Here is a 25061-nt window from a genome sequence, read left to right as displayed (position 1 = left end):
CGGGACGCCGGTCACCCGTACAGGGTGATGACCCTGCGCGCCCCGACCCCCAGCATGGAGGTGGTCGACACTGCCCGGAGAGGGGCGCGAACGTGACTACTGCCTCGGACGACGATGCCCCACCCCAGAGCGCGGCCGCGCCGTCCCCGTTCCCGCCGATCGCCGACTACGCCTTCCTCTCGAACTGCCACACGGGGGCGCTGATCGCGCCGGACGGTTCCGTCGACTGGCTGTGCGTGCCCCGGTTCGACTCACCCAGCGTGTTCGGGTCCCTCCTCGACCGCGAAGCGGGGATGTTCCGGATCGGCCCGTTCGGGCTCAACGTTCCGGCGTCCCGGCAGTACGAGCCGGGAAGCAACACCATCTCGGCGGTGTGGAACACGCCGACCGGCTGGGTGACCGTGCGCAGCGCGCTGACGATGGGTCCGAGCCGCGGCGAGGACACCGTCACGCCCCACACACGGCCGCCGGCAGACGAGGACGCCGATCACATGCTGGTCCGCACGGTCACCTGCCTCGACGGCAGTGTGGAGGTGGAGTTGGTGTGCGAGCCCGTGTTCGACTACGGGCGTACACCGGCGGAGTGGGTTCTGGTGGACGGCGATCGGCACACCGCCGACGCGAGCGGCGCGGGTCGGACCCTCCGACTGCGGACGGACATGGCGCTCGGCATCGAGGGTGGGCGGGTTCGCGCCCGCCACGTGCTGGAGAAGGGTGAAACCCTCTACTGCGCACTGTCCTGGGCGGCGGAGCTCGCCGCACCGGAAACGGCGGAAGAGGCCGTCGCGCAACTCGATGCAACCTCTACGTTCTGGCGGCGCTGGTTCAGCCACGCACGGTTTCCCGACCACCGGTGGCGGGAGGCGATCCAGCGGTCCGCCCTGACCATCAAGGGACTCACGTACATGCCGACCGGCGCCACCGTCGCGGCCCTCACCACATCGCTGCCGGAAACTCCCGGCGGCGAACGTAATTGGGACTACCGGTACACCTGGATGCGGGACTCCACGTTCACCCTGCAGGCTCTGCACTATCTGAACCTGGACTGGGAGGCCGACGAGTTCATGCAGTTCATCGCCGATCTCGAGTCGAACGGCGATGGCGCACTGCAGATCATGTACGGAATCGACGGCACCCGCGACCTGACGGAGTCGACCCGCGACGACCTGTCCGGCTACGCGGGCGCGCGACCGGTGCGCATCGGCAACGGAGCGTTCGACCAGCGGCAGAACGACGTGTTCGGCGCCGTCCTCGACTCGATCCTGTTGCACACCGTGCGCAGCAAGCGCCTCCCCCGCCGGCTGTGGCCGCTCGTGCAGCAGCAGGCGACGTGCGCGTCCGCGGTGTGGCGCAACCCCGATCAGGGGATCTGGGAGGCCCGCGGCGCACCGCAGCACTACGTGTCGTCGAAGCTGATGTGCTGGGTGGCACTCGACCGGGCGTCGAAGATCGCGGGTATCCGCGGCGATCGCTCGGCCGAGGAAACCTGGCGTGCCACAGCCGAAGAGATCCGCGCCGACATCCTCGAGCACGGGGTGAAGAACGGGGTGCTGCGCCAGCACTACGACACCGAGGCGCTGGACGCGTCGACCCTGCTCGCCGCGGTCTTCGGATTCCTTCCCCGCGGGGACCAGCTCCTGCGTGCCACGGTCGACGCCATCGCAACCGATCTCACCGAAGACGGATTCGTCCTGCGCTACCGCACCGGCGAAACCGACGACGGACTGTCGGGGAAGGAAGGTAGTTTCCTGATCTGCTCCTTCTGGCTGGTGTCGGCACTGACCGTGGTCGAACAGGTACAGGAGGCAACCGATTTGATGGAGCGGTTGCTCAGCGTGTCCTCGCCCCTGGGGTTGTACGCCGAGGAGTTCGACACGAGCACCGGCCGTCATCTCGGCAATTTCCCGCAGGCGTTCTCCCACCTCGCACTGATCGAGGCCGCGGGGCGCATCATCCTGCACGAGCGGATGCGGGAACTGATGTGAGCCCAGGCGGGCCCCGACGTCCCGTCACCGTAGGCTGAGATCGTGTCCCGAGCAGAGTCGAATCGGACGTACAGCGGCCAACCGGTTGCGGAACGTCGCGTAGCCCGCCGGGCGCGGTTCCTCGACTCCGCCCTGTCGGTCTTCGCGGAGAAGACGTACGCCCACAGTTCGATCAGCGACATCTGTGCCCACGCCGGACTGTCACGTCGCCAGTTCTACGAGGAGTTCGGCAGCCGCGAGGACATCCTCCTCGCGCTCTACGACACGATTCAGGACGAGGCCCGGGACGCGGTGCTCGCCGCGAACGACCGGGCTCCCTCGCGGGATCCCCGGACTGTCGCCGGCACCGTCATGACGGCGTACATCGAATCGGTCGGCACGGACGAGCGGCGGGCCAGGATCATCTTCGTGGAGGTGGTCGGGGCGGGCCCCCGGGTCGAGCAGTATCGCCTCGCGCGCCGCACGCAGTGGGCGCAACTCTTCGAAACCGTCACCCGCACGATCGACGGCGGCATCGTCGACCCGCCCGAGCGGTTCGCGATGGTGTCGATCGCCTTCATCGGGGCGGTCAACGATCTCGCCCACCACTGGAGCACCGCCTCCCCCCGGCCGTCCGCGTCGGTGCTGGTGGACGTCCTGAGCACGATGCTCATCGCGCTGGTCACCGATCAGACCTGAACCGAACTTACTCGCGAGTATTGCGATACCCGTCACACCTGTTCTAAGGTCTGCTCACAAAGTGAGACATAGACGTCTCACTTCGGCCGGGGAGGACCACATGATCGGACCGAGAGCACGACGACGCCGAATGCTGCTGGTGGGAGCGATGGTGGTGGGCGCACAGCTCGCCGTCGCCGCGCCGTCCATCGGGGCTCCCGCCGACGACGGAACGCCGGTCGACGTGCAGCCGGCCCCTACCGTCCCCGCCTGGCCCGAGGCCGACCGGGGCTTCTACGAACCACCGGCCTCCGTGGTCGCGGCGGCCGAGCCGGGCGAGATCATCGCCGCCCGCGAAGTACACCTGGCGAACCTGTCGGTGCTTCCGGTGAACGTCGACGCGTGGCAGCTGTCGTATCGCTCCACCAACTCGCGGGACGAGCCGATCCCGGCGGTCGCGACTGTCGTCAAGCCCCGGGGCACGATCGACGGCGTCCGCAATCTGCTCTCGCTCCAGCCGGCGGAAGACTCCCTCGGCAAGTACTGTGCCGCCTCGTACGCACTGCAGCAGTGGTCCGTGCCCGCGCCGCTGACCGGTCAGGTCGTCGCGCCGCTGCAGTTCCTCGAGGCGCAGGCCGCCCTCGCCCAGGGATGGGCCGTCGTGATGCCGGATCACCAGGGTCCGAACGCCGCGTATGCGGCCGGGCCCCTCGCGGGCCGCATCACCCTGGACGGGATCCGGGCGGCGGAGAACTTCGAACCCCTGGGCCTGACAGGCAGGCAGACCCCTGTCGGGTTGATGGGCTATTCCGGAGGCGCGATCGCGACGGGTCACGCCGCCGAACTCCATGCGAGCTACGCACCGGACCTGAACATCGTCGGTGCTGCCGAGGGCGGCATCCCGGCCGATCTCGGCGCCCTCGTCGATCTGGCCGACAACAACCTGGGCGCCGGAATCGTGCTGGGCGGCGTGTTCGGCGTGAGCCGTGACTATCCCGAACTCGCGGAGTATCTCGACACGCACCTGAATCCACTCGGCAAACAGCTCCTTGCCGCCAAGAGCAACCTCTGCGTCAGCTACCAGTCGGCGCTGCTGCCGTTCGCGAACCTGAGGGGCCTGTTCGACAGCCCGAGCGGCGACCCACTCCGCGATCCGGTGGTCGAGTCGGTACTCGACCGGACGAAGATGGGTCACCGGGTCCCGGACGTCCCGATGTTCATGTACCAGGCGAACCCGGACTGGCTGGTGCCGGTCGGGCCCGTCGACGCACTGGTGGACACCTACTGTCAGGACCCGAACGCCCGGGTGACGTACACCCGCGACCACGCCAGCGAGCACTTGTCCCTCGAACCGGTCGCGGCGGCGAGCGCCCTGATGTGGCTGCGGGACCGGTTCGCCGGGGTCCCGGCCGAGACCGGATGCAGCACCCACGACGTGGGATCGATGGCCCTCGACGAGGCGACGTGGCCGGTGTGGTCGTCGATCGTCGGCGACACGATCGCGAGCCTGCTCGGTCAGCCGATCGGCACGTGAGGACGCGGTCCGATCAGAGGCCGCCGACCTGCACGAATTCACGTGCATGAAAGTCCGAGGGCCACCTTCCCGGGGGAAGGTGGCCCTCTGTGTGCGGAGGTAATTCCGCGGTGGAGCCTCCTGTCAGGATTGAACTGACGACCGCTCGCTTACAAGGCGAGTGCTCTACCACTGAGCTAAGGAGGCGGACACGCGCGCCCATCATATCCATTGCAGGAACGTCGGCCACTTCCGCCCACATTGGATAGCGTTGGAGCCATGAGTACCTCGGAGATCGCCACTGTCCTCGCTTGGCACGACGCCCTCAACTCCGGCGACATCGACACTCTGCTGTCGCTGTCGAGCGACGACATCGAGATGGGTGGGCCGAAAGGCGCCACCCAGGGCCTGGCGGCGCTGCGGGAATGGGCGTCTACCGCGGGCATCACGCTGATTCCGCAGCGAATGTATTACTACGACGGGGTGCTGGTGGTCGAACAGCAGGCCACGTGGGCGGACCCCGAGGAGACGCGTATCCTGGCCTCTGCATTCCGTGTCGTCCACGATCAGGTCATCTCCACGTTCCGCCACGAGACACTCGAGTCTGCACTCTCCGCTACCGATTTGACCGAGAAAGACCTTGTCTCCGACACGTAGTATGGCCAAGCTCACAGAAACCCTCCAACGTCTCACAGGCGACCGTCGCGCAACGGTCGATGCGGTCACCGCTGCACCCACACCGCTGCAGCCGATCGACCTCACCGACGATGCGGTGGTCGCCGAAGTACTCGACCTCGCCGTGCGTGTCGGTGAAGTGCTCCTCGCGTCGGGCACCGGTGCGATGGACACCGCCGAGCAGGTGCAGTTCATCGCCGCCACGTACGGCCTCGCCCAGTGCGATGTGGATGTCACGTACAACTCCATCGTGCTGTCCGCGTACCGCGGGCCGACGCTCCCGCCGGCGAGCACGATGCGGATAGTGCACTACCGCTCGATGGACTTCACCCGTCTCGCGGCGGTCGACCGGCTCACGCGGCGGATCCGCCGTGAGGCCGTCACCCCCAGCGAGGCGCACGAGGCCCTGACCGCGGTCACCACGGCGCCGCACCCGTACAACCGCTGGATCGCGACGCTCGCCTGGGCGTCCATGGCCGCGTCGGTCTCCGTGTTGATGGGCGGTGGGGTGCTGGTCGCATCGGTCGCCTTCCTGACGACGATGGTGATCTACCGGGTCAACCGCGTTCTCAACCGCATCGGCCTGCCGTTCTTCTTCCAGCAGGTGGCCGGTGGTCTGGTGGCCGCGACCCCGGCGGCGACGCTCTACACGTTCCAGGATCAGCTGGGTGTCGAGATCAGACCCTCGCAGATCATTTCGGCCGGTGTGGTGGTGCTGTTGTCCGGACTGTCGCTGGTCGGTTCGGTGCAGGACGCCATCACGGGGGCACCGATCACGGCGGCGGCGCGATTCTTCGAAGTGGTCATGATGACCGGCGGCATCATCGCCGGTGTGGCCATCTCGTTGCGGCTGACCGGCGTGCTGGGTTCGACGCTGCCACCCGTCAACGTCGAGATCACGGAACTCGTGCAACTACCCGTGCTGGTGATGTCGGGCGCGTTCGCGTCGATGTTCTATGCGCTGGCCTGTTACGCCGAGCAGCGCGCGCTCACGGCCGCGTGGTTCGGTGGTGCGGCCGGCGCCCTGGTCTACATGGTGGCGCACCAGTTCGGCATCGGCCCCATCATCGGTTCGGCACTCGCGGCCACCGTGGTCGGGTTCGCCGGTGGTCTGATGGCCCGCCGCGCGCTCACGCCGCCGCTGGTCGTCGTGGTGGCGGGTATCACGCCACTGCTGCCGGGTCTGTCTCTGTACCGGGGTCTGTACGCCCTGCTCAACAACGAAGTGGTGATCGGACTGAGCTCGCTGCTGGCGGCGTTCGGTATCGGTTGCGCGCTCGCGGCGGGCGTCACGCTCGGCGAATGGATCGCCCGGACCATGCGGAGGCCGCGCATCCTGCGTCGCACAGACGACATCCGCCGCCCCGTCTTCAAGACGAGGCGGCGGAAGCCGGTCGAAACACACACACAGAAGGCGGCCTGAGGCAGTTTCAGGTGACGGCCTCTCGGCCGTCTGCCGGGTACGACCGCCGGTGTCTCACCGGACGGTCGTCCCGGCACATCGTCGCCGAAACGCGGCGCCGGGGAGGTCAGCTCTTGTCGACGCTGTGCCGTCCGCCCGACTTCTCGTCGGCCTCCATGGCCTCACGCAGGCTCTTCGGCCGCATGTCGGTCCAGTTCTTCTCCACGTACTCGAGGCACGCGGCCCGGCTTTCCTCGCCGAAAACTACGCGCCAGCCTGCCGGCACCTCAGAGAACGTGGGCCACAGTGAGTGCTGGTCCTCATCGTTCACCAGCACGTAGAAGCGGCCTTCTTCGTCATCGAATGGATTGGTGCTCATCTCGCCTCGCTTGTCGCATACGTGTCCTGTGCGTTCACACTAGCAAGCGTGCCGTTGCGGCCACGCCTTGTTACGACAGATGTAACGATCTCTCCCGCCCGCACGGCAACATTCGACAGGAGCGACGACGTGATTCCGTGCGTTTTCTCCGTGCCGCCCTGCAGATAGATTCCCGCTGCGACGTCCGGTGAAACCGCCAATCTGTAATCTCGGCCCACTTCGCGCGGCGGGTGGGTTTTCGGCGCGAGATCGCCGAGTAGAGGCTCGAGGGGTGCGGGGGTGAAACCGGTGGCCAGAATCAGTGCGTCGCAAGCGAGGGTGTCGGTGAGGCCGTCCACCCCGCTGCGGACAGCCACCTCGATTCCGTCCGAAGTCTCGTCGACGGCAATGATCTCCGACGCGCGGCGCATGAACAGGCGGCGACGCCCACGCACGCGTTCCTGGTATTCGGTCGCGTAGAGCTCGTTGATGAGCTCGATGTCGACCACCGAATAGTTCGTACTCCTATGGACATCCAGCAATCGCAGACGCTCCGCCTCCGGGGCACCGTGCAGATCGTCCACGGCCTCCGGATCGAAGATGCGGTTGGCGTACGGACTATCGTCGGCCGGGCTGTACCCGTACCGCGAGAAGACGCTGTGGACTTCGGCTTCGGGGTAGTTTCCGTGCAGGTACTGCACGATCTCGGCGGCGCTCTGGCCTGCCCCGAGGACGACGAACCGATGGTGGACCGGGGCCGGCATCTCGCCGAGCCGGAACAGGAACTGGTGGTTGTGGAAGCACCGCGCAGAGGGGTTGGCCCACTCCGGGATTCGCTCACGCAGACCGGCGCCCATCACGACGTTGCGCGCGATGACCGTGCTGCCGTCGGCGGTGCGGACCTCGAAACGGTCGATCACCCCGTCGTCGCCGCGGATTCCGCGTACGGTCTCCACTGCGGTGCCGTATCGCACGTCGGCGTCCACTCGGCGTGCCGCCCACTGCAGGTAGTCGTGAAACTCGTGACGAGTCGGAAAGAAGGTCTGGTGATTGACGAAGTCGACGAGGCGACCCTGATCGAAGAGGTAATTGAAGAAGGTGAATGCGCTACGCGGATTCCGGAACGTCACCAGGTCCTTCGGAAACGCGATCTGCATCGTCGCGCCGTCGAGAAGCATCCCGGGATGCCAGCCGAATCGATCCTGCTTCTCGAAGAACTGCGCGCTGATCCGCTCACGCGGGGGGCACTCCGCATTGTGTTCCTCGATGGCAATGGCCAGGGCGAGGTTAGCGGGACCGAATCCGACACCCACGACATCTCGCACTGGGAGATCTGTACCGACCGTTTCCGGCGATTCACTCATAGCTCGTCCGTCCTCGACGCCGCGCCGCACCCGACCCAGCCGCCGTCTGCCTTCCGAAAAGATAGTGAAGCCTATCCTTATTTCCAGCACAGTACCAAGTACTTCCGGCCCTCGCGGCGGCGAACTCCGCCCCGGAACTGCGATCTAGATCACTCTTGATCACCGGGCTCCTTCCGCCCATGCGGTGACCAGCGACGACAGTTCCGACGCCCAGCCACGGACCTCCTCGGCGTCCAGCACATCCGAGGAGAACGAGAAATACGCGTGGACAGGTCCGTCACCGATCGGCTCGTAGAAACTCAGCGTCAGGTCCGAATCCGGAACCCCCACCGGCACCGGCATCAACCCACCCAGCGCGTCGAGATGACCGAGCCTGGCCTGCTCGTGATGAACGAGCATGACCTGCGGACGGAGCACCGGCGTCTCGCCGACCGCCTCCACGACGTCGGCGAACGCCACGTCCTGGTTGTCCAGCGCGTCGAGATTCGCGGTGCGGATACGCCACAGCAACTCCACGGGATCGGGATCACCGCTCGTATCCGTTCGCAACAGAACGATATTGAAGAAGCAGCCGACCAGCGCGTCCAGCGCCTCCTCCGTGCGTCCCGCGACGAGCGACCCCAGCGGAATGTCCGTGCCGGCGCCGTGCCGTGTCAACACGGTGGCGAGTGCGGCCTGCAACACCATGAACAGGCTGGTGCCCGTCTCGCTCGCGAACTTCCGGGCCGCGCTGTGGAGTTCCGCGTCGATCTCGACCGGCACGATCTCCGCCGTCCGCGGTCCGCGCACGGCCGGGGCGGGCAGTTCGAGCCGGGACGGCATGCCGTCCAGCGTCTCCCGCCAGTAGTCGAGCTGACGCGACCGACGGCTGTCCGGGTCCTCGGGATCGCCGACGAGCGCCTGCGACCACACGACGTAGTCGGCGTATCCGATGGGCAGCGGTTCCCATGCGGGTTCCTCGCCGTGCGAGCGCGCGGCGTATGCGCCCATCAGATCACCGAGCAACGGCACCACGGACCACTCGTCGACGGCGATGTAGTGCATCGCGAGAAGCAGTGCCTGGGTGCCGTCGCCGCCGGTCACGAGATGCACCCGGAGCGGTGCGTGCTCGGTGAGATCGAGGGGCTCCTGCGCCAATTCGAAGACCGTGCGGTGGACGTCTCCGTCTCCGACGTCGACGAGTTCGAGGGCGGGCCGCACCGCTTCCTGCGCTACGACGCTGTCCCCGGCCTCCACGTACACGGTCCGCAGCGGTTCGTGCCGGGACGTGACGTCGTCGACGGCCTGCGCCAGGATCTCGGGGTCGACGGCGTCGCGAAGCTGCAGCGACAGTGCGTGACTGGCCCGCGCCTCGGCGCCTGCCGCCCGGAACTGCTTCCAGAACCGGCGTTGCGGCCCGGACAGCGGCAGCACCCCCGGTCTCGGGTCCGCCGCCGTGAGCACCGGTCTGCCGATGGACGAGGCCCCCGCGACCATCGCGGCGAGTTCGGCCACCGTGGAACTGTCGAACACGTCCCGGATACCGATGTCGACGGCGAACCGCCCGCGGATACGTCCCACCAACCGCATCGATGCCATGGAGTTGCCGCCGAGGTCGAAGAAGTTGTCGTGGATGCCCACCGACGGCAGATGCAGGATGTCGGCGAACGCTGCGGCGATCTCCTTCTGCTCCGGCGTCTGCGGCGTGCCGTCCCCGGTCAGGGCCGACCAATCCGGCAGCGGCAGCGCCTTGCGGTCGAGTTTGCCGTTGGGTGTCAACGGGAGATCCCCGTCCAGCACGACCACGCGAGTCGGCACCATGTAGTCGGGCAGCCGCGCGGCGGCGTGTTCCCGCACGGCCTGCGGATCGATCCGCCCGGCTGCGTGACCGTCGGCCGGTGTCACATAGCCCACGAGCCGGACGATGTCACCGGACCGGTCCGCGACGACCGCCGACTGCTTCACCGCAGGATGACTTCCGAGGGCCGCGATGATCTCGCCGAGTTCGATGCGGAATCCACGGATCTTCACCTGGTCGTCGACGCGTCCGAGGAAGTCGATGTTGCCGTCTTCCCGCCAGCGCGCCCGGTCACCGGTCCGGTACATCCGGGAGCCCGCGTCGCCGAAGGGGCTGGGCACGAACCGGGCCGACGTGAGGTCGGGCCGGCCGAGGTATCCGCGGGCCAGTCCGCGTCCGGCGATGTACAACTCGCCCGCCACCCCCGGCGGCACCGGCTGCAGGCGGTCGTCGAGGACGTACGCCTGCTCGTTGGGATCGGGGATGCCGATCGGCACAGCCGAGTTCCATCCGGGCCGTGCCTGCCACAGCGTGTTGTTGACGGTGGCCTCGGTGAGACCGTACGCGGCCAGCAGGTTGAGCCGTTCCGCCCAGCGTCCGATCAGTTCCGGCGGCACGGTCTCGGTGCCCACCAGCACGGTGCAGCCCTCGGGGACGGCGCAACCCGACGGCAGCGCCGCCAGCAGGGACGGCGGAATGATCGCGTGCGTCACGGCGTGTGCGGCCATGAAATCGGTGAGTTCCGGTCCGGCGACACGGGACTCGTCGGGCACGATGACCAGGCGGGACCCCGTGCACAGTGCCATCGACAACTCGAAGACCGCGACGTCGAATCCGATCGACGCGAACTGCATCACCACCGAACCCGGGACGAGCTTCATCCGCTGTTCGGCGGTCGCGACGAGACTGGGAATCCCGTCGTGAGTGAGGATCGCACCCTTGGGTTTACCGGTGGAGCCCGACGTGTAGATGACGTACGCGGCGTGGTCCAGGCCCTGCGGGGGCCGCGGCACCTGCAGGGCGGGCCCGGTCCCGAGTTCCGTGACGACGGACTCGTCGTCGAGGAGAACGCGAGTGAGGCCGTCGACGTCCGCGATGCGCGGGCTCTCCCCCACCGTGGTCACCAGCACCCGCGCGGCGGAGTCGGCGAGCATGTAGGAGATGCGGTCGGACGGGTGGTTCAGGTCGAGCGGAAGGTATGCCGCCCCGAGCTTCAGCACCCCGAGCACGACCGCGACCATCTGCGCCGATCTCGGTACCGCCAGTCCCACAACGTCTTCGACGGAGACGCCGCGACGATGCAGCAGTGCGGCGACTCGGTCGGCGCGCACACTCAGGTCCGCGTACGTCACCTCGCCGTGGCCGTCGACGACGGCCACGGCGTCGGGGGTCGCCGCCACGTGGCGCGCGAACGCCTCGTAGAACGTCTCCTCCGCCACCGGCTGTGACGTGTCGTTGAACCCGTGCACCACGAGTTCGCGTTCGTCGCCGAGGAACACGTCGAGGTCGCCGACCGCGCGACCCGAGTCGGATGCGAGGGCGTCCAGCAGCACGACCTGCCTGCGCGCGATCTTCTCCGCGGTGGCCCGGTCGAACAGGTCGGAGCCGTACTCGAGGCGCAGGTCGACCCGGTCGTCGTAGAGGTACTCCGTGAAGTTGAACACCAGGTCGAACTTGGCGGTGCGTTCCTCGAACGCCACCGGGGTGAGGGCCGAGCCGGGTGCGAGCGCCGAATCGGACGTCCGGCTGTGATAGCCGACCATCACCTGGAACAGCGGGTTCCGGGCCAGGGTTCGCGCCGGATTCACCTTCTCCACAACGGTTTCGAACGGAACGTCCGCATGCGAGAAGGCCGCCAGGTCGGTGTCACGGACCCGTGCCAGCAGCTGGTCGAACGTGGGGTTGCCCGACACGTCCGTCCGCAGCACCACGGTGTTGACGAAGAACCCGATCAGGTCGTCGAGACCCTGTTCGCTGCGGCCGGCGACCGGCGCGCCGATCGGCAGGTCGTCGCCCGCACCGAGACGGTGCAGCAACGCCGCCGACGCCGCGTGCAGCACCATGAACATGCTGGTTCCCGACGTCCGGGCGAGCGCACGCAGGGCCCGCGTCGTCGCGGCGTCGAGCGTCGTCTCGATCGCACCGCCGGCGAAGCTGGGCCGCGCGGGACGGGTGCGGTCGGTGGGGAGCACCAGCTCCTCCGGCGCCCCGTCGAGAGTCTTCGCCCAGTAGTCGAGTTGACGGCTGACGAGGCTGGACGGGTCCTGTGGATCACCAAGGACGTCGCGCTGCCACAGCGTGTAGTCGGCGTACTGCACGTCGAGCGGTTCCCACGCCGGCGCCGAGCCCTGGACGCGAGCGGCGTACGCCGTCATCAGGTCCCGCAGGAACGGGCGGTCCGACCATTCGTCGGTGGCGATGTGGTGCAGCACGATGGCCAGCACCTGCTGGTCCGCGACCCGGATGAGGCTCGCGCGCACCGGGATCTCCGTCGCCAGGTCGAACGGGCGGCCGACGGTCTCGGTGACGAGCCGCACCAGATCGGCCTCGGTGCCGTCCAGCACCGCGACGTCGGGCCGGGCGTTTTCGAGGATCACCTGCACCGGTTCGCCGTCGTGCTCCCCGAACACCGTTCGCAGCGATTCGTGCCGCGACACGACGTCGGTCAGCGCCTGCTCGAACACCCCGGGGTCCAGTGCACCCTGCAGTCGGAGGACGATCGGGAAGTTGTAGGCGACGGCGGGGCCCGCCCCATCCCGAACCGAGGTGCCTTCCATCTGCTGCAGGAGCCACAGACGTTGCTGCGCAGCGGAGAGCGGCAGATGCTCGGGCCGCGGCCCGGCAACCAGCACCGGACGGGTCGAACCGGTGTCGTCGCCGATCCGGGCGGCGAGTTCGGCGACCGTCGGTGCTTCGAACAGGTCGCGCAGGGTGAGGTCGGTGTCGAGCGCGGCCCGCGCCCGGCTGATCAGCCTGGTGGCCAGCAGCGAGTGACCGCCGAGGTCGAAGAAGTCGTCGTCGACCCCGGGGGCGGGGACGCCGAGGATCTCCCCGAACAAGGCGGACAGCACCCGTTCGGTGTCGGTGCGGGGTTCCGTGCGCGCGCCGCCGCTGCGGCCGAGCACGTCGTCCGCCGACGGCAGCGCCTTGACGTCGAGTTTGCCGTTGACCGTCATCGGCAGGCTGTCGACCTCGATGACCACGGCGGGCACCATGTAGTCCGGCAACGTTGCGCGCAGCGCCTGTGAGTACTTGTTAACGTCCCGCGGTTGATAAGTACTCACGGGTACGGCGTAGCCGACGAGCCGCTTGAACCCACCCGGGCCCGAATCGACGACGACGGCGGCCTGGCGGACGTCGTCCAGAGCTTCGAGCGCGGACGCGATTTCGCCGAGTTCCACCCGGTGACCGCGGATCTTCACCTGATCGTCGGTCCGGCCGAGGAAGTCGAGATTCCCGTCCTCACGTCTCCGGACGAGATCGCCCGTCCGATACATACGTACGGATTCCTCGAACGGGTCGGCGACGAAACGTTCCGCCGTCAGCGCGAACCGGTCGAGGTAGCCGCGCGCCAACCCGACCCCGGAGATGTACAGCTCGCCGGGAACGCCGTCCGGAACCGGACGCAACCACGCGTCCAGCACGTAGGCGGACGTGTTCCAGATCGGGGTGCCGACGGTGGGTGTCACGCTGTCGGGAGTACCGGCGCCGAGGGTGTTGATCGTGTACTCGGTGGGACCGTACAGGTTGTACCCGACCGTTCCGTCCGTGTCGCGCAACCGGTTCCATACCGAATCCGACACTGCCTCGCCGCCGAGGAGTACGAGTGGCGGCCGGTGCCGCCCCGGGCCGTCGTCCAGCAGACCCTCTTCGACGAGGTGCTGCGCGTACGTCGGCGTCACGTTGACGACGTCGATCGCGTGGGCGTCGCAGTAGGCCACGAGCGCCTCGGCATCACGCCGCAGGTTCTCGTCGCAGATGTGGACCTCGTGGCCTTCCACCAGCCACAGCAGTTCCTCCCACGACATGTCGAACGCGAACGACACGGTGTGCGCGATGCGCAGCCGCCGAGCGCCCGCGGCAGTCACGACGGGTTCGAAGATAGCCTCACGATGGTTGAACTGCATGTTGGTCAGACCGCGGTACGGGGTGACGACGCCCTTCGGCTTGCCCGTGGACCCGGACGTGTAGATGACGTACGCCGGATGGTCCAGGCGCCCGGGGGTTCCGGGCGCGAATCCGCCGAGTTCGGCCTCCGACAGCGGTCCGGACGCGACCGCGCCGAAGTCCACGGTGTCGACGACCAGCGTGTCGACCATCGCAGCGGCGAGCGTTCCGGCGATGTCCGACATGGTGACCAGGACCGTCGGACGCGCGTCGTCGAGCATCGCGACGAGTCGCTCGGCGGGGTGGTCCAGTTCGAGCGGCAGGTACGCGGATCCGGTGCGCAGCACGGCGAACAGCGCGACCACCATCTCCACCGTCCGCGGCAGTGCGAGCGCGACGATCCGCTCCGGGCCCGCGCCGTGGCCGAGCAGGACCCGGGCCATCCGGTTCACGTCGGCGTCGAGTTCGGCGTAGCTCACGGTGCGGTCGCCGAACACCAGGGCCGTGTCTTCGGGCCGGCCGCGGGCCGCGTCGGCGAACAGATCGGCGATGGTTCTGTCGGGCAGGGCCTTCCGCTCGACCGGCACGGGCATTGCGGCACCGGCGATTCCGCCGACCACACCGGACAGGTCGGTGGACCACTCCTCGAGCACTGTCAGGTACCGCGACAGCATGCGTTCGACCCGCGACTCCGAGATCTTCTCGGGGTGGAACTCGAACTTCACCTTCACGCTCGCGCCCGGGGTCACGACGACCGTGACCGGGTAGTGCGTGTGATCGATGCTGTCGCCGCCGCTGATGTCGTGCGCCGCATTGAGCGCCGACACCTGCTTCTCGTCGACAAAGTTCTGCAGCACGTACAGCACGTCGAACAGCTGCCGGTGCTCGGACACCCGCTGGATGGAGGCGAGCCCGAGGTAGTCGTACGGGGTCAGCGCCAGCCGCTCCGACTGGATTCGCCGGAGCAGGTCGGTGACGGTCTCGTCGGCCCGCAGCGTCGTCCGGACGGGGACGGTGTTGAGGAACATTCCGGCCACCGCGTCGATGCCCGGGACTTCCGGTGGGCGTCCGGCCACGGTGGTGCCGAACACGAGGTCCCGGCGCCCGGTCTCGATTCCGAGTACGACGGCCAGCGCGGCGCTCAGCACCGCGTTGAACGTGACACCGGCGCCGCGGGCACCGGCACGGAGCCGTTCGCTCAGTTCCTCGGACAGCACCGCGTCCCGGCGCTGCGGTGGCTGCGGCGCCCCCGCGACGGTCGCGGCCAGCAGCGTCGGTTCGTCGAGCCCGGCGAGCGCGTCGGTCCACGCCGACTGCGCGGCATCGGAGTCCCGGGTGGCCAGCCACTGCAGGTAGTCCTCGAAAGATCCTTCCGGGGCGGCGAACCCGGAGTCGTCGCCACCCGATTCGTAGAGGGCGAGCAGCTGGCTGACGACGAGGCCGTTGGACCATCCGTCCCACAGCAGGAACTGCCGGTTGATCACCAGTCGGTCGTGGGAGTCGCCGAGCCGCAACACCATTGCCCGCCACAGCGGCGGGGAGGTGAGGTCGAACGGTGTCAGCCGGTCCTGCGCGGTCAGCTGTTCGGCGTAGGACGTGCGTTCGGGCTCGTCGAGTTCCCTGAGGTCGAACTCGGCGATGGGCACGTCCAGTCCGGCGCCGAAGAACTGCACCGGCGCGGGCAGGCCTGCACTGACGAATCCCGCTCGCAGCGTGGGATTGCGTCGCTGCAGGGTGCGGAGCGCGGCGGCGAGCCTGTCGGTGTCGAGGCGGTGCGCGAAGTCGAGTGAGAACTGTGCCGTGTAGATGTCGGCGCCGGAGTCGAACCCGGCCTGGAAGTAGAGACCCTCCTGCAGCGGCGACAGCGGCAGCACTGTGTCGACCCCGCTCGGGCTCGCCTCGACGATCCGGTCGATCTCCTCCTGCGTCAACGCCACGAGGGGAAGGTCGGACGGGGTGATCATCGCCGGTCCGTCGTGCTCTCCTGCGGCGTCGGCCAGTTCACGCAGTGCGGCCACCCAGCCGTCGCTCAACGCGAGGACGTCGGCCTCGCTCAGGTCGGCGTCCGACCAGGCGAAGACGGCCTGCAGTTCGGTGCCCCGCTCGGACTCCTCGCACAGGGCGTTGATCACCAGCCGGTACGGGCCACCGAGATCGGCATCGGGATCGGTTGCCAGCGAGTCGGATTCGACCGCGGGAGTCCACGGTCCGGGCACCGCGTGCGGCATGCGCCCCAGGTAGTTGAACAGCACCTGCGATTCCGCCCGTGCCGCAAGAAGGCCCGCGGTGCGCCCATTGACGTACCGCAGCATGCCGTAGCCGATGCCGCCGTCGGGGGCGCCGCGCAGCTGCTCCTTGACGTCCTTCAGCGTCTCGAGTGCGCCCGTCCGGCTGCGCAACCGGACGGGGGTGACGTTGGTGATCCAGCCGACGGTCCGGGACAGATCCACGCCCTCGGCGAGTTCTTCGCGGCCGTGCCGCTCGAGGTCCACCAGCAGGTCGTTCTCGCGCCCACGGCCGGCGAGCCACCGATCGGCCGACAGCCGCAGGGCCGCCAGCAGCACATCGGTGACGTCGGCGCCGACCACGGCGGGAACGGTGGTCAGCAGCGCCGTCGTGAGTTGCGGATCCAGCAGCACCGTCCGTCGTGCGCCACTGCTCACCACCGCGTGCCCGTCGGTGCCCCGCACCAGATCGGCACCGGGTTCGGTGACGCGCAGCCAGTGGTCGAGTTCGGCGAGCCGGTCGGGGGCCTGCGCCTGCTCGGTGACGATGCGGGCGAATCCGCGCAGCGACGTGGGCACCGGGTCGAGCGCCGCGTCCTGGCCGCTGTCGGCCGCCACCCACGCCATGGCCAGATCTTCGATCAGCGTCCGCCACGACACCCCGTCGATCACCAGATGATGCGCGACGAGGAGGAGCCTGCCCAGCTCCTGCGGGCCGGCGTCGAACCACACCGCCGACAGCATGGTGCCGTCGTCGGGGTCGAGCCGGTCGGTCGCGGCGTCGGATTCTGCTGCCACGATTTCGCGCAGCGCGGCGGCGTCGAGTCCGGTGACGTCGACACGACGCAGTTCCAGGTCTGCGGATTCGGTGATCTCGAGCGACCACACACCCGGCGCGTGCCGGGTGAGCTTCTGCCGCAGGCCGTCGTGGTGACCGATCACCGAGTGCAGGGCGGCCGTCAGGACGGTGGCGCTGGTGCCCGCCGGTGTGTGGAGCAGGACGGCCTGGTTGAACCGGTTCCTTCCGCCACTCCATTCGGACAGCCGATGGACCACCGGCAGAGGCGACAGGACGCCGGTGCCCGACTCCTCCACGCGCGGGGCCGGCGCGACGACGGTGGCCGCGACGAGTCGCGCGAGCGCGGCCGGCGTCCGCTGTTCGAAGATCTGCCGCGGGGTTACGGTGATTCCCTCCCGGCGAGCGAGATTCACCAGGCGGATGGCGAGGATGCTGTCGCCGCCGAGCGCGAAGAAGTCGTCGTCCACCCCGACAGTCCCGAGACCGAGAACCTCGGCGTAGTGGGCGGCCAGCACCGCTGCCGGTCCGCTCTCGAGGACCGGCGCGGACGTCGCCTGCCCCGAACTCATGTGCGCGGAGAAGTCCGGCGCGGGAAGCGCTGTGCGGTCCAGCTTCCCGCTGGGGCCGACCGGGAACTCGGGCACGATCACGAACGCGACGGGCACCATGAAGTCCGGCAGGGCCGCAGCCAGGCGCGCACGGACGTCGTCGACGTCGGCGTCGCCCACGACGTACCCGACCAGTTGTTGCCGACCGGGCCGGTCCGTGCGCACGACGGCGGCGGCCTGCCGCACTCCGGGGCACGCCGCCATCTGGGCTTCGATCTCGCCCAGTTCGATGCGGAAGCCGCGCAACTTCACCTGGTCGTCGACCCGGCCGAGGTACTCGACCGCGCCCTCCGCGTTCACCCGGGCGATGTCGCCGGTGCGGTACATGCGGGACCCGGTGTGGGAGAACGGATCGGCGACGAACCGCTCTGCGCTCAACCCGGGCCTGCCCAGGTAGCCGCGGGCCAGCTGTGGCCCCGACAGGTACAGCTCACCGGCGGCGCCCGCGGGCACCGGCTGCAGGTACCGATCGAGCACGTAGAGGCCGGTGTTGGACGTCGGCAGGCCGATCGACACGGAGGGCGCGGACACGTCGATTCCCTGAACGGACGCGGCGTAGCTGACGTCGACCGACGCCTCGGTCGGACCGTAGAGGTTGTCGAGTTCCACTCCCGGCAGGAGTTCGGCGACGCGCCGGGCGGAGGCCACGGGAAGCGCCTCACCGCTGCAGGAGATGATCCGGAGTCCGGTGCACCGGGCGGCGGCGGGCTCGGCGAGGAACACCTCGAGCATCGAGGGCACGAAATGCACACGCGTGATCGACCGCCGGACGATGACGTCGGCGAGGTACGCCGGGTCCTTGTGTCCGTCCGGCCGCGCCAGCACGAGGGTCGCCCCGGCGAGGAGCGGTCCGAAGAACTCCAGCACCGACACGTCGAAGCTGGACGGCGTCTTCTGGAACACGTTGTCTGTCGGGGTGATCGGCCGGAACCGCTGAACCCACAGCAGACGGTTGACGATGCCGGCGTGCGGCACGACGACCCCCTTGGGCCGTCCCGTCGAGCCCGACGTGTAGATCACGTAGGCGGGGTGCTGCGGCGCGAGCGCGACACCGGTCAGCGGCTCGGGCGAGTACCGCTCGGCGTCCGATACCCGGACCTGCGGAACAGCGGACCCGGAGAATGGCACGGTGCCGTCGGTGAGAACGCATACCGGTTCCGCGTCCTCCAGCATGAACGCCAGCCGGTCGGCGGGGTAACCGGTGTCGAGCGGAACGTAGGCGCCGCCCGCCTTCCCGACCGCGAGGAGCGCCACCATCAGGTCCAGCGAACGGGGCAGCGCCACCGCCACCTTCGACTCGGGCGCCACCCCGCGGTCGACGAGCAGTCGGGCGAGGCGGTTCGCGCGCGCATGCAATTCGGCGTAGGTGAGGTGTTCGTCCTCGAACACGACGGCCACCGCGTCGGGTGTCCGCTCCGCCTGCTCCTCGAGCAGCGCCGTCACCGTCGTGTCGGGGAACTCCACCTCGACGTCGCGCAGTGCCGCGTCGATCGGCTCGCGCGACGCCAGCGCGACGGAAGACACGTTCTGGTCGACGTCCCGGGTCAGCTCCGCGAGATACGCCACCGTCGACTCCGCGAATCGGGTCGCGGTCGCCGCATCGATGCGGGCGGCGTCGTATTTCAGCTCGAGTGTCAGCGCGTCACCGGGCACGACGATCAGCGTCATCGGGTACGGCGGGTGCTCGTCGAACCTGATGTCGGTCAACTGCACCGCACCGGTGGGATCCGCCACCGCGCCGTCGCCGAGCGGATAATTCTCGAACACGACGAGCGTCTCGAACAGGTTCTGCAGTCCCGCTTCCCGGCGCAGCTCGGGCAGGCCGAGATACTGGTGGTCGAGCAGCGTCGACTGCTCGTGCTGCCACCGGGCGAGGGTCTCGGCCACCGTGTCGGTGGGCCGGTACCGCAGCCGGGTGGGCACGGTGTTGATGAACAGGCCCACCATGGTCTCGATTCCGGGCAGGTCGCCGCCGCGGCCCGACACCGTCGAACCGAACACCACGTCCTCCCGGCCGGTGAGTCGGCCGAGGACCAGACCCCACGTGCCGTGCACGAGCGTGCTGAGCGTCAATCCGCGGGACCGGCCGACCGCGGACAGCGCGACGGTGGCGTCCGACGGCAGTGTCGCCCGGACACTGCGGATCCCGGACTCCCCCGTCGACGACGGCGTCGGCAGGTCCACCGGCTCGGGGCTATCGGCGAGCGCCTCCCGCCACACGGCGAGCGACGCCTGACGGTCGCGCGCCCCCAGCCATTCGAGGTAGCTCCGGTACGACGTGGGCGTCGGCAGCGCCAGCGGCTTCCCCTCGACGCTGTACAGGTTCATCAATTCCCGCAACATCACCGGCACCGACCACCCGTCGGCGACGATGTGGTGAATCGACTGCAGCAGAAGAAACTTTTGGTGTTTCACCCGCGCGAGCGTGTAGCGCAGCAGGGGGCCACGCTCGAAATCGAAGCCCCGGGCCCGATCTGCCGCCAGCACCTGTTCCACGCGCTGCTCCGGATCCGCGACACCGGTGAGATCGAGCACCTCCATCGGCACCTGGACGTTTTCGCCGACCACCTGCACGACCCGGCCGTCCGATACCGCCCGCACTCCGACGCGGAGGGCCGCGTGCCGGTCGACGACCGCCTGCAGCCCGCGGTGCAACGCCGCCGCGTCGACGGGCCCGGTCAGTTCCATCACCTGCTGCACCACGTACGGGTCCGTGCCGGTGTCCTCGAATGCCGACTGGAAGTAGATGCCTTCCTGCAGCGGTGTCAACGGAAGCACGTCGGCCGCCCCCGCCAGCGCGTCCACGTCCGGCTGTGTCAGCGACACAAGTGGGAAGTCCGACGGCGTGTGACCGCCGAGACGGTCGATTCCGGCCAGCACCCGCAGCACCGCGGTCCACTCGTCGGCGAGCGCCACGACGGCGTCACGGGTGAGCACACCGGGCGCCCACGTCAGCGTCGTGCGCAGGACGGGGCCGTCCGCGCCGTCCTCGGCGATCACGTCGAACGCCAGGGCGTGTCCGAGCGGCATCCGCGGGTCGTCCGCGCCGCCCATGGCGCGGGGCAGCCAGTCGACGCCCTCCGCGGACGTCACCCGTCCGAGGTAGTTGAACAGCACCTGCGGGGTCGGCGCGAGCGCGAGTTCCGGCTTCGGGACACCGAGGTAGCGCAACGCGCCGTAGCCGAACCCGGAACCCGGGATGCGGCGCAGCTGGTCCTTCACCGCCTTCAGCGCGTCGGCGATTCCCGCCTCGTCCGCCGCTGCGCCGGGGTCGAGCACCACCGGATAGACGGTGGTGAACCAGCCGACGGTCCGGGAGAGGTCGAGGGCGGGTCCGTCGCTGCGGCGCACGAGGTCTTCCTCGCGTCCGTGCCCCTCGAGGTCGAGGAGCACCGGGCCCGGCCCTCCGTCTCGCCACCTCTGCAACGCCACCGCGACACCGGTGAGGAGCGCGTCGTTGACGTGTCCGTGGAACGCCGCGGGCACGGTGGAGAGCAGCGGTCGGGTGAACTCCGTAGGCAATGTCACCGTGAGGGTTTCGGCGTCGCCGGCGAGGTCGAGGGCCGGATCGAGCGCACGCGAACCGAGGAGCGGGTCTTCTGTGGTCGCCGCGTCCACCCAGAAGGACAGTTCGTGGTCGAAGGCACCCGACCGCGTCTGCTCGTCGAGCAGCTCGGACCAGCGGCGCAGCGACGTCCCGACCGGAGCGAGTTCGGGGACGCCCCCGGCCGCCACGGCTGTGCCCGCGCGGGCGAGGTCTTCGAGGATGATGCGCCAGGACACCCCGTCGACCACCAAGTGGTGTCCGATCAGCAGCAACCGGCCGGGACCCTCGGCCGCGGAGAAGAGGACGGCCTGCACCATGGTGCCCGCATCCGGGTCGAGCCTTCCGACGGCCGCCCGTGCCTCGATGTCGAGTTGCTCGGCGCTGCCGTCGAATTCGACGACCCGCAGGATTCCGTCGAGCGTCGCCGGGGACGGTTCCGGCACGGACAGCGTCCAGCGGTCGCCCCCGCGGCGGAGGCCGCTTCCGTTACCACGGACGAGCGTCGCGCGCAGGGCGTCGTGCCGCTCGAGCACCGCGGCGAGTGCCGCCTTCGCGGCATGCTCGTCGAGGGCGGCCGGAGTCTGCACGAGCACCGACTGGTGGAACGCGGCGATCTCACCACCCCGCTCCGCGATGCGGGCGACGATCGGGGTGCTGCGGACCTCACCGACGGCGACGTCGTCGGAGTCCACGGCGGCCGCGGTCCGGCCGTCCTGGACCCGGGCGAGCGCCTCGGCGGTGCGGAGCTGGAAGATCTCCCGCGGGCTGATCGAAAGACCCTCCCGCCGAGCATGGTTGACCAGCTGGATCGCGACGATACTGTCGCCACCCAACGCGAAGAAGTCGTCGGTGACGCCCACCGACTCCACCCCGAGGACACCCGCCATCAGCGCACACAGGGTTTCCTCGGCAGCGGTGCGGGGCGCGACGTTCTCGCCGGCCGCGCCGAGGTCCGGCTCGGGCAGCGCACGCCTATCCAACTTTCCGTTGGGGGTGAGCGGGAACCGATCGAGGACGACGAACGACGACGGCACCATGTACTCCGGCAGCTTCGACGACGCCCAGACCCGCAGTTCGGCGACGTCCGGAACCGAATCTTGCTTCGCCACGACGTAGGCCGCGAGATACTTTGCCCCCGACGGCGTCTCCCGAACGACGACGGCACTGTGCCGAACGTCGGGATGCGACACGATGCCCGCCTCGACGTCCTCGAGTTCGAGTCGCATGCCCCGGATCTTCACCTGATTGTCGGCGCGGCCGAGGAAGTCGAGGGACCCGTCCGGCGCCCACCGCGCGAGGTCACCGGTTCGATACAACCGGGAGCCGTCGTTCGCGAACGGGTTGGCGACGAAACGGGACGCCGTCAGCCCCGGAGCGTCCACGTAACCGCGGCCGAGGAGGAATCCGCCGGCGTACAGCTCACCGCCGGTGCCGAGCGGCACCGGGTTCAGGTGTTCGTCCAGCACGTACAGCTGGGTGTTGGGGTTCGGGCGACCGATCGACGTCGCGATCCGCGCCGCATCCTCCCGATAGATCACGTGCGACACCCCGATCGTCGCCTCCGCCGGGCCGTAGCCGTGGTACAGCGTGATGGCGAGCTGCGACCGGAACCTCTCGAACAGGCGCGGCGTGAGAACCTCACCGCCACACCACACGTGCTTCAGCGCCGCCAGCCGATCCGTGCCCCGCGACAGGTCGAGCAGCACGTCCAGCATCGACGACACGAGGTAGACGAACGTCACCGACTCGCCGGCGATCAGGTCCAGCAGGTACTGCGGGTCCCGCTCCCCGCCGGGCTCGGCCACCACCAGCCGGCCACCCGCCACCAGAGGCAGCAGAATCTCGTTCACGGAGATGTCGAACGACAGCGGCGCCTTGAACAGCGACGCGTCCGCGGGCCCGAAGCCCAGGATCTCGTCGCGCTGCCACAGCAGTCGCGCGCAGACGGCCTCGTGACGGATCATGGCGCCCTTGGGCCTGCCCGTGGAACCCGACGTGAAGATGACATACGCCAGCCGCGAACCCTGCACGGTCACCGCGGGCGGCTCGGTGGGCTCCTCGGCGTACGCCCACGCCGCGAGGTCGACCGGCACGGCCCGCTCCCCCGCGTCGGCAACTCCACCGGGCCCGGTGAGCACGAGCGCGGCCCCGGCGTCGGCGAGGACCGACGTCCGGCGGTCCTCCGGCCACGACGGGTCGAGGGGCACGAACGCCCCACCCGCACACATGACGGCGAGCAGGCCGATGACCATGTCCGCCGATCGCGGAAGACCGACCGCCACAACTGTTTCCGCCTCGACACCGCGGGCGCGCAGGTGATGGGACAGCTGCGCCACGCGTTCCCCGAGTTCGCGGTAGGTGAGCCGGGTGTCGCCGGCGATCAGGGCCTCGGCATCCGGCGTCCGCGAGACCTGAGCGTGGAAGAGGTCGGGAACCGTCACCGATTCCTGCGGGGACGCCGTGTCGTTGAACTCCACCAGCAACTGCCTGCGCTCGGCCTCGGTCATCGGATCGAGCGAGGCGATGGGCTGCGACGGGTCGGCGACGAACTGCCCGACGAAGTGCTCGAGCCTGCGACGATGTTCCTCGAGCTCGGCGCCGAGACCGGCCGGGGCCCGGAGATCGATCTGGATGGGCTCCGAATCCTGCCCACCGCGGATGGAGAAATCGAGGTCGCGGACCGGTCCGGTGGCCGAACCCCGCACCCACGCCGGGAACCCGCCGAACGTCAGCGAATGCTCGAACATCATGGAATTGATTCCGGGACCGAAGATCTGACGGTCCGGATCGATCGACCGCAGGTCGCGGGCGAGGTCCTCGCCGCGGTAACGCCCGTGCCGCAGCACCGAGATCAGCGTCGTGTCGATGCGGGTGGCGAGCTCACCCACCGTCATCTCGGGATCCACCTGCACCCGGAGCGGCAGGATCGTCGAGCACATTCCGGGGATGCGGCGCAGTTCGCGTCCGACCCGCGCCGTCATCGGCAGCGACAACGTGAGGTCGCGGCGGCCGGTGAACCGGTGGATGTACGCCACGATCGCGGCGAGCGGCAGCCGGGTGCGCCTGATCCCGGCGTCGGAGGCGAAGGTGTAGATCGCGTCGGCGTCGTCCCCGTCGATCTCCACGACGGCGGAGATCGGCGCCCCGGTGTGGTCGACGACCTGCGGGAGCAGCCGAGGCGGCTCCGGCGCATCGATCACCTGCTCGATCCAGAAGTCGCGGTCGGACGCGAAGCGCGTCGACGCACGGTAGTCGCGGTCGGACGCCACGAGCGTGTCGAGGGGCCACGGTGCCGTGGACGTCTCGAGTTCGGGGTGTTCGTATCGATCGACGACGTCGGCCACGAGCAGAGTGATGCCGTATCCGTCGATGAGGCTGTGGTGGTAGCGCTGGTACCAGATCACCGACTCGTCCCCGGTGCGCAGCAGGGCGTGCCGGAACAGCGGTTCGTCGCCCTCGACGTCGACCACGGTCTCCATGTCGCGGTCCATCCACACGCGCGCACGTGCTTCGGGATCCTCGTCGCCGCGCAGGTCCACGACCGCAAGGGTCCACCCGTCGGGGGCTGTCGGCACCTGCAGCAGTTCGTTGCCGTCGCCTCGCTCGAAACGCACGTGCAGGGCTTCGGCCCGTTCGACGGTCTTCCGGATCGTCTCGGCGGCACGGTCCAGGTCGATCCGGCCGGCGACCTCGACGACGAGCGAGAGGTTGTAGACCGGGCTGCCCGGGTTCAACTGCTGCCCGACCCACACCTCGGACTGCGCGGCCGTCACCGGCAACGCGACAGGCGCCGAACCGACGCGAGCCGAGGAAGAAGTGCGCTCAGCCGAAGTGCGCTGGGGGCGAGCAGCCGCCGAGTGGTCCGGAGACATGGTGATCCGATCGTCCGTCGAGAGCGCCCGTCCAACGACGGGCACCCGACGGAGTTTAGGTTAGGCTACCCACCAGCAACAAGCCGGTTGCCGGCAAGTTCACAGGTGCCAGTTATCACAGCGGCAATTCGAGTTCAATCACCACGAACGCGTGTCCCCCGCACCGCCGCCG

General features: G+C 69.0%; 8 protein-coding genes and 1 tRNA gene. 5 read left to right on the top strand and 4 right to left on the bottom strand.

The annotated features are described in order from the left end of the window. Nucleotides 1–92: 92 nt before the first annotated feature. From QM841_RS00735 to QM841_RS00725, 3 genes are all read left to right on the top strand, one after another. Complete coding sequence (locus QM841_RS00735; protein WP_280778836.1) at nucleotides 93–1985, top strand: glycoside hydrolase family 15 protein; 1893 nt, start codon at nucleotides 93–95, stop codon at nucleotides 1983–1985. Nucleotides 1986–2027: 42 nt separating this feature from the next. Further along, a complete protein-coding gene (locus tag QM841_RS00730; protein WP_283330564.1) occupies nucleotides 2028–2663 on the top strand; it encodes a TetR/AcrR family transcriptional regulator in 636 nt (211 codons plus the stop codon). Between the two features lie 100 nt (nucleotides 2664–2763). Then, complete coding sequence (locus QM841_RS00725; RefSeq protein WP_283330563.1) at nucleotides 2764–4176, top strand: lipase family protein; 1413 nt, start codon at nucleotides 2764–2766, stop codon at nucleotides 4174–4176. A gap of 111 nt (nucleotides 4177–4287) precedes the next feature. Here the strand turns inward: QM841_RS00725 and QM841_RS00720 are convergent. Further along, nucleotides 4288–4362: transfer RNA gene (locus QM841_RS00720), tRNA-Thr, on the bottom strand. 72 nt (nucleotides 4363–4434) lie between these two features. On the opposite strand from QM841_RS00720, the gene QM841_RS00715 reads away from it, so the two are divergent. Together QM841_RS00715 and QM841_RS00710 are read left to right on the top strand one after the other, a co-directional pair. Further along, on the top strand, nucleotides 4435–4812 hold the full coding sequence (locus QM841_RS00715; RefSeq protein WP_009477786.1) for a nuclear transport factor 2 family protein: 378 nt from the start codon (nucleotides 4435–4437) through the stop codon (nucleotides 4810–4812). Between the two features lies 1 nt (nucleotide 4813). Beyond that, the gene (locus QM841_RS00710; RefSeq protein ID WP_280778839.1) at nucleotides 4814–6253 is read left to right on the top strand and encodes a threonine/serine exporter family protein; all 1440 of its coding nucleotides are present in this window, start codon (nucleotides 4814–4816) and stop codon (nucleotides 6251–6253) included. Between the two features lie 106 nt (nucleotides 6254–6359). Here QM841_RS00710 and QM841_RS00705 read toward each other — a convergent pair whose 3' ends face one another. From QM841_RS00705 to QM841_RS00695, 3 genes are all read right to left on the bottom strand, one after another. Continuing rightward, nucleotides 6360–6611 (bottom strand): MbtH family protein, encoded by a 252-nt coding sequence (locus QM841_RS00705; protein ID WP_005244517.1) that lies wholly within the window; start codon nucleotides 6609–6611, stop codon nucleotides 6360–6362. Next, nucleotides 6608–7954: a lysine N(6)-hydroxylase/L-ornithine N(5)-oxygenase family protein gene (locus QM841_RS00700; protein WP_283330562.1), complete on the bottom strand. Its 1347-nt coding sequence runs from the start codon at nucleotides 7952–7954 to the stop codon at nucleotides 6608–6610. Before QM841_RS00700 ends, QM841_RS00705 begins: the two co-directional genes overlap by 4 nt. A gap of 159 nt (nucleotides 7955–8113) precedes the next feature. Further along, nucleotides 8114–24889, bottom strand: coding sequence for a non-ribosomal peptide synthetase (locus QM841_RS00695; RefSeq protein WP_283330955.1), 16776 nt, complete (start codon nucleotides 24887–24889; stop codon nucleotides 8114–8116). Nucleotides 24890–25061 lie beyond the last annotated feature (172 nt).

The sequence above is a fragment of the Rhodococcus sp. IEGM 1307 genome, assembly GCF_030056915.1.
Classification (GTDB): domain Bacteria; phylum Actinomycetota; class Actinomycetes; order Mycobacteriales; family Mycobacteriaceae; genus Rhodococcus_F; species Rhodococcus_F opacus_D.
The sequence above is the reverse complement of the archived record's forward strand: the minus strand, read 5'-3'. Positions and strand labels throughout refer to the sequence as shown.

Bases quoted from the DNA above. Each gene is read 5' to 3' on its own strand.
- QM841_RS00725 (WP_283330563.1), top strand. From the start codon at position 2,764: ATGATCGGACCGAGAGCACGACGACGCCGAATGCTGCTGGTGGGAGCG.
- QM841_RS00705 (WP_005244517.1), bottom strand. From the start codon at position 6,611: ATGAGCACCAATCCATTCGATGACGAAGAAGGCCGCTTCTACGTGCTG.
- QM841_RS00710 (WP_280778839.1), top strand. From the start codon at position 4,814: ATGGCCAAGCTCACAGAAACCCTCCAACGTCTCACAGGCGACCGTCGC.
- QM841_RS00715 (WP_009477786.1), top strand. From the start codon at position 4,435: ATGAGTACCTCGGAGATCGCCACTGTCCTCGCTTGGCACGACGCCCTC.
- QM841_RS00700 (WP_283330562.1), bottom strand. From the start codon at position 7,954: ATGAGTGAATCGCCGGAAACGGTCGGTACAGATCTCCCAGTGCGAGAT.
- QM841_RS00695 (WP_283330955.1), bottom strand. From the start codon at position 24,889: ATGTCTCCGGACCACTCGGCGGCTGCTCGCCCCCAGCGCACTTCGGCT.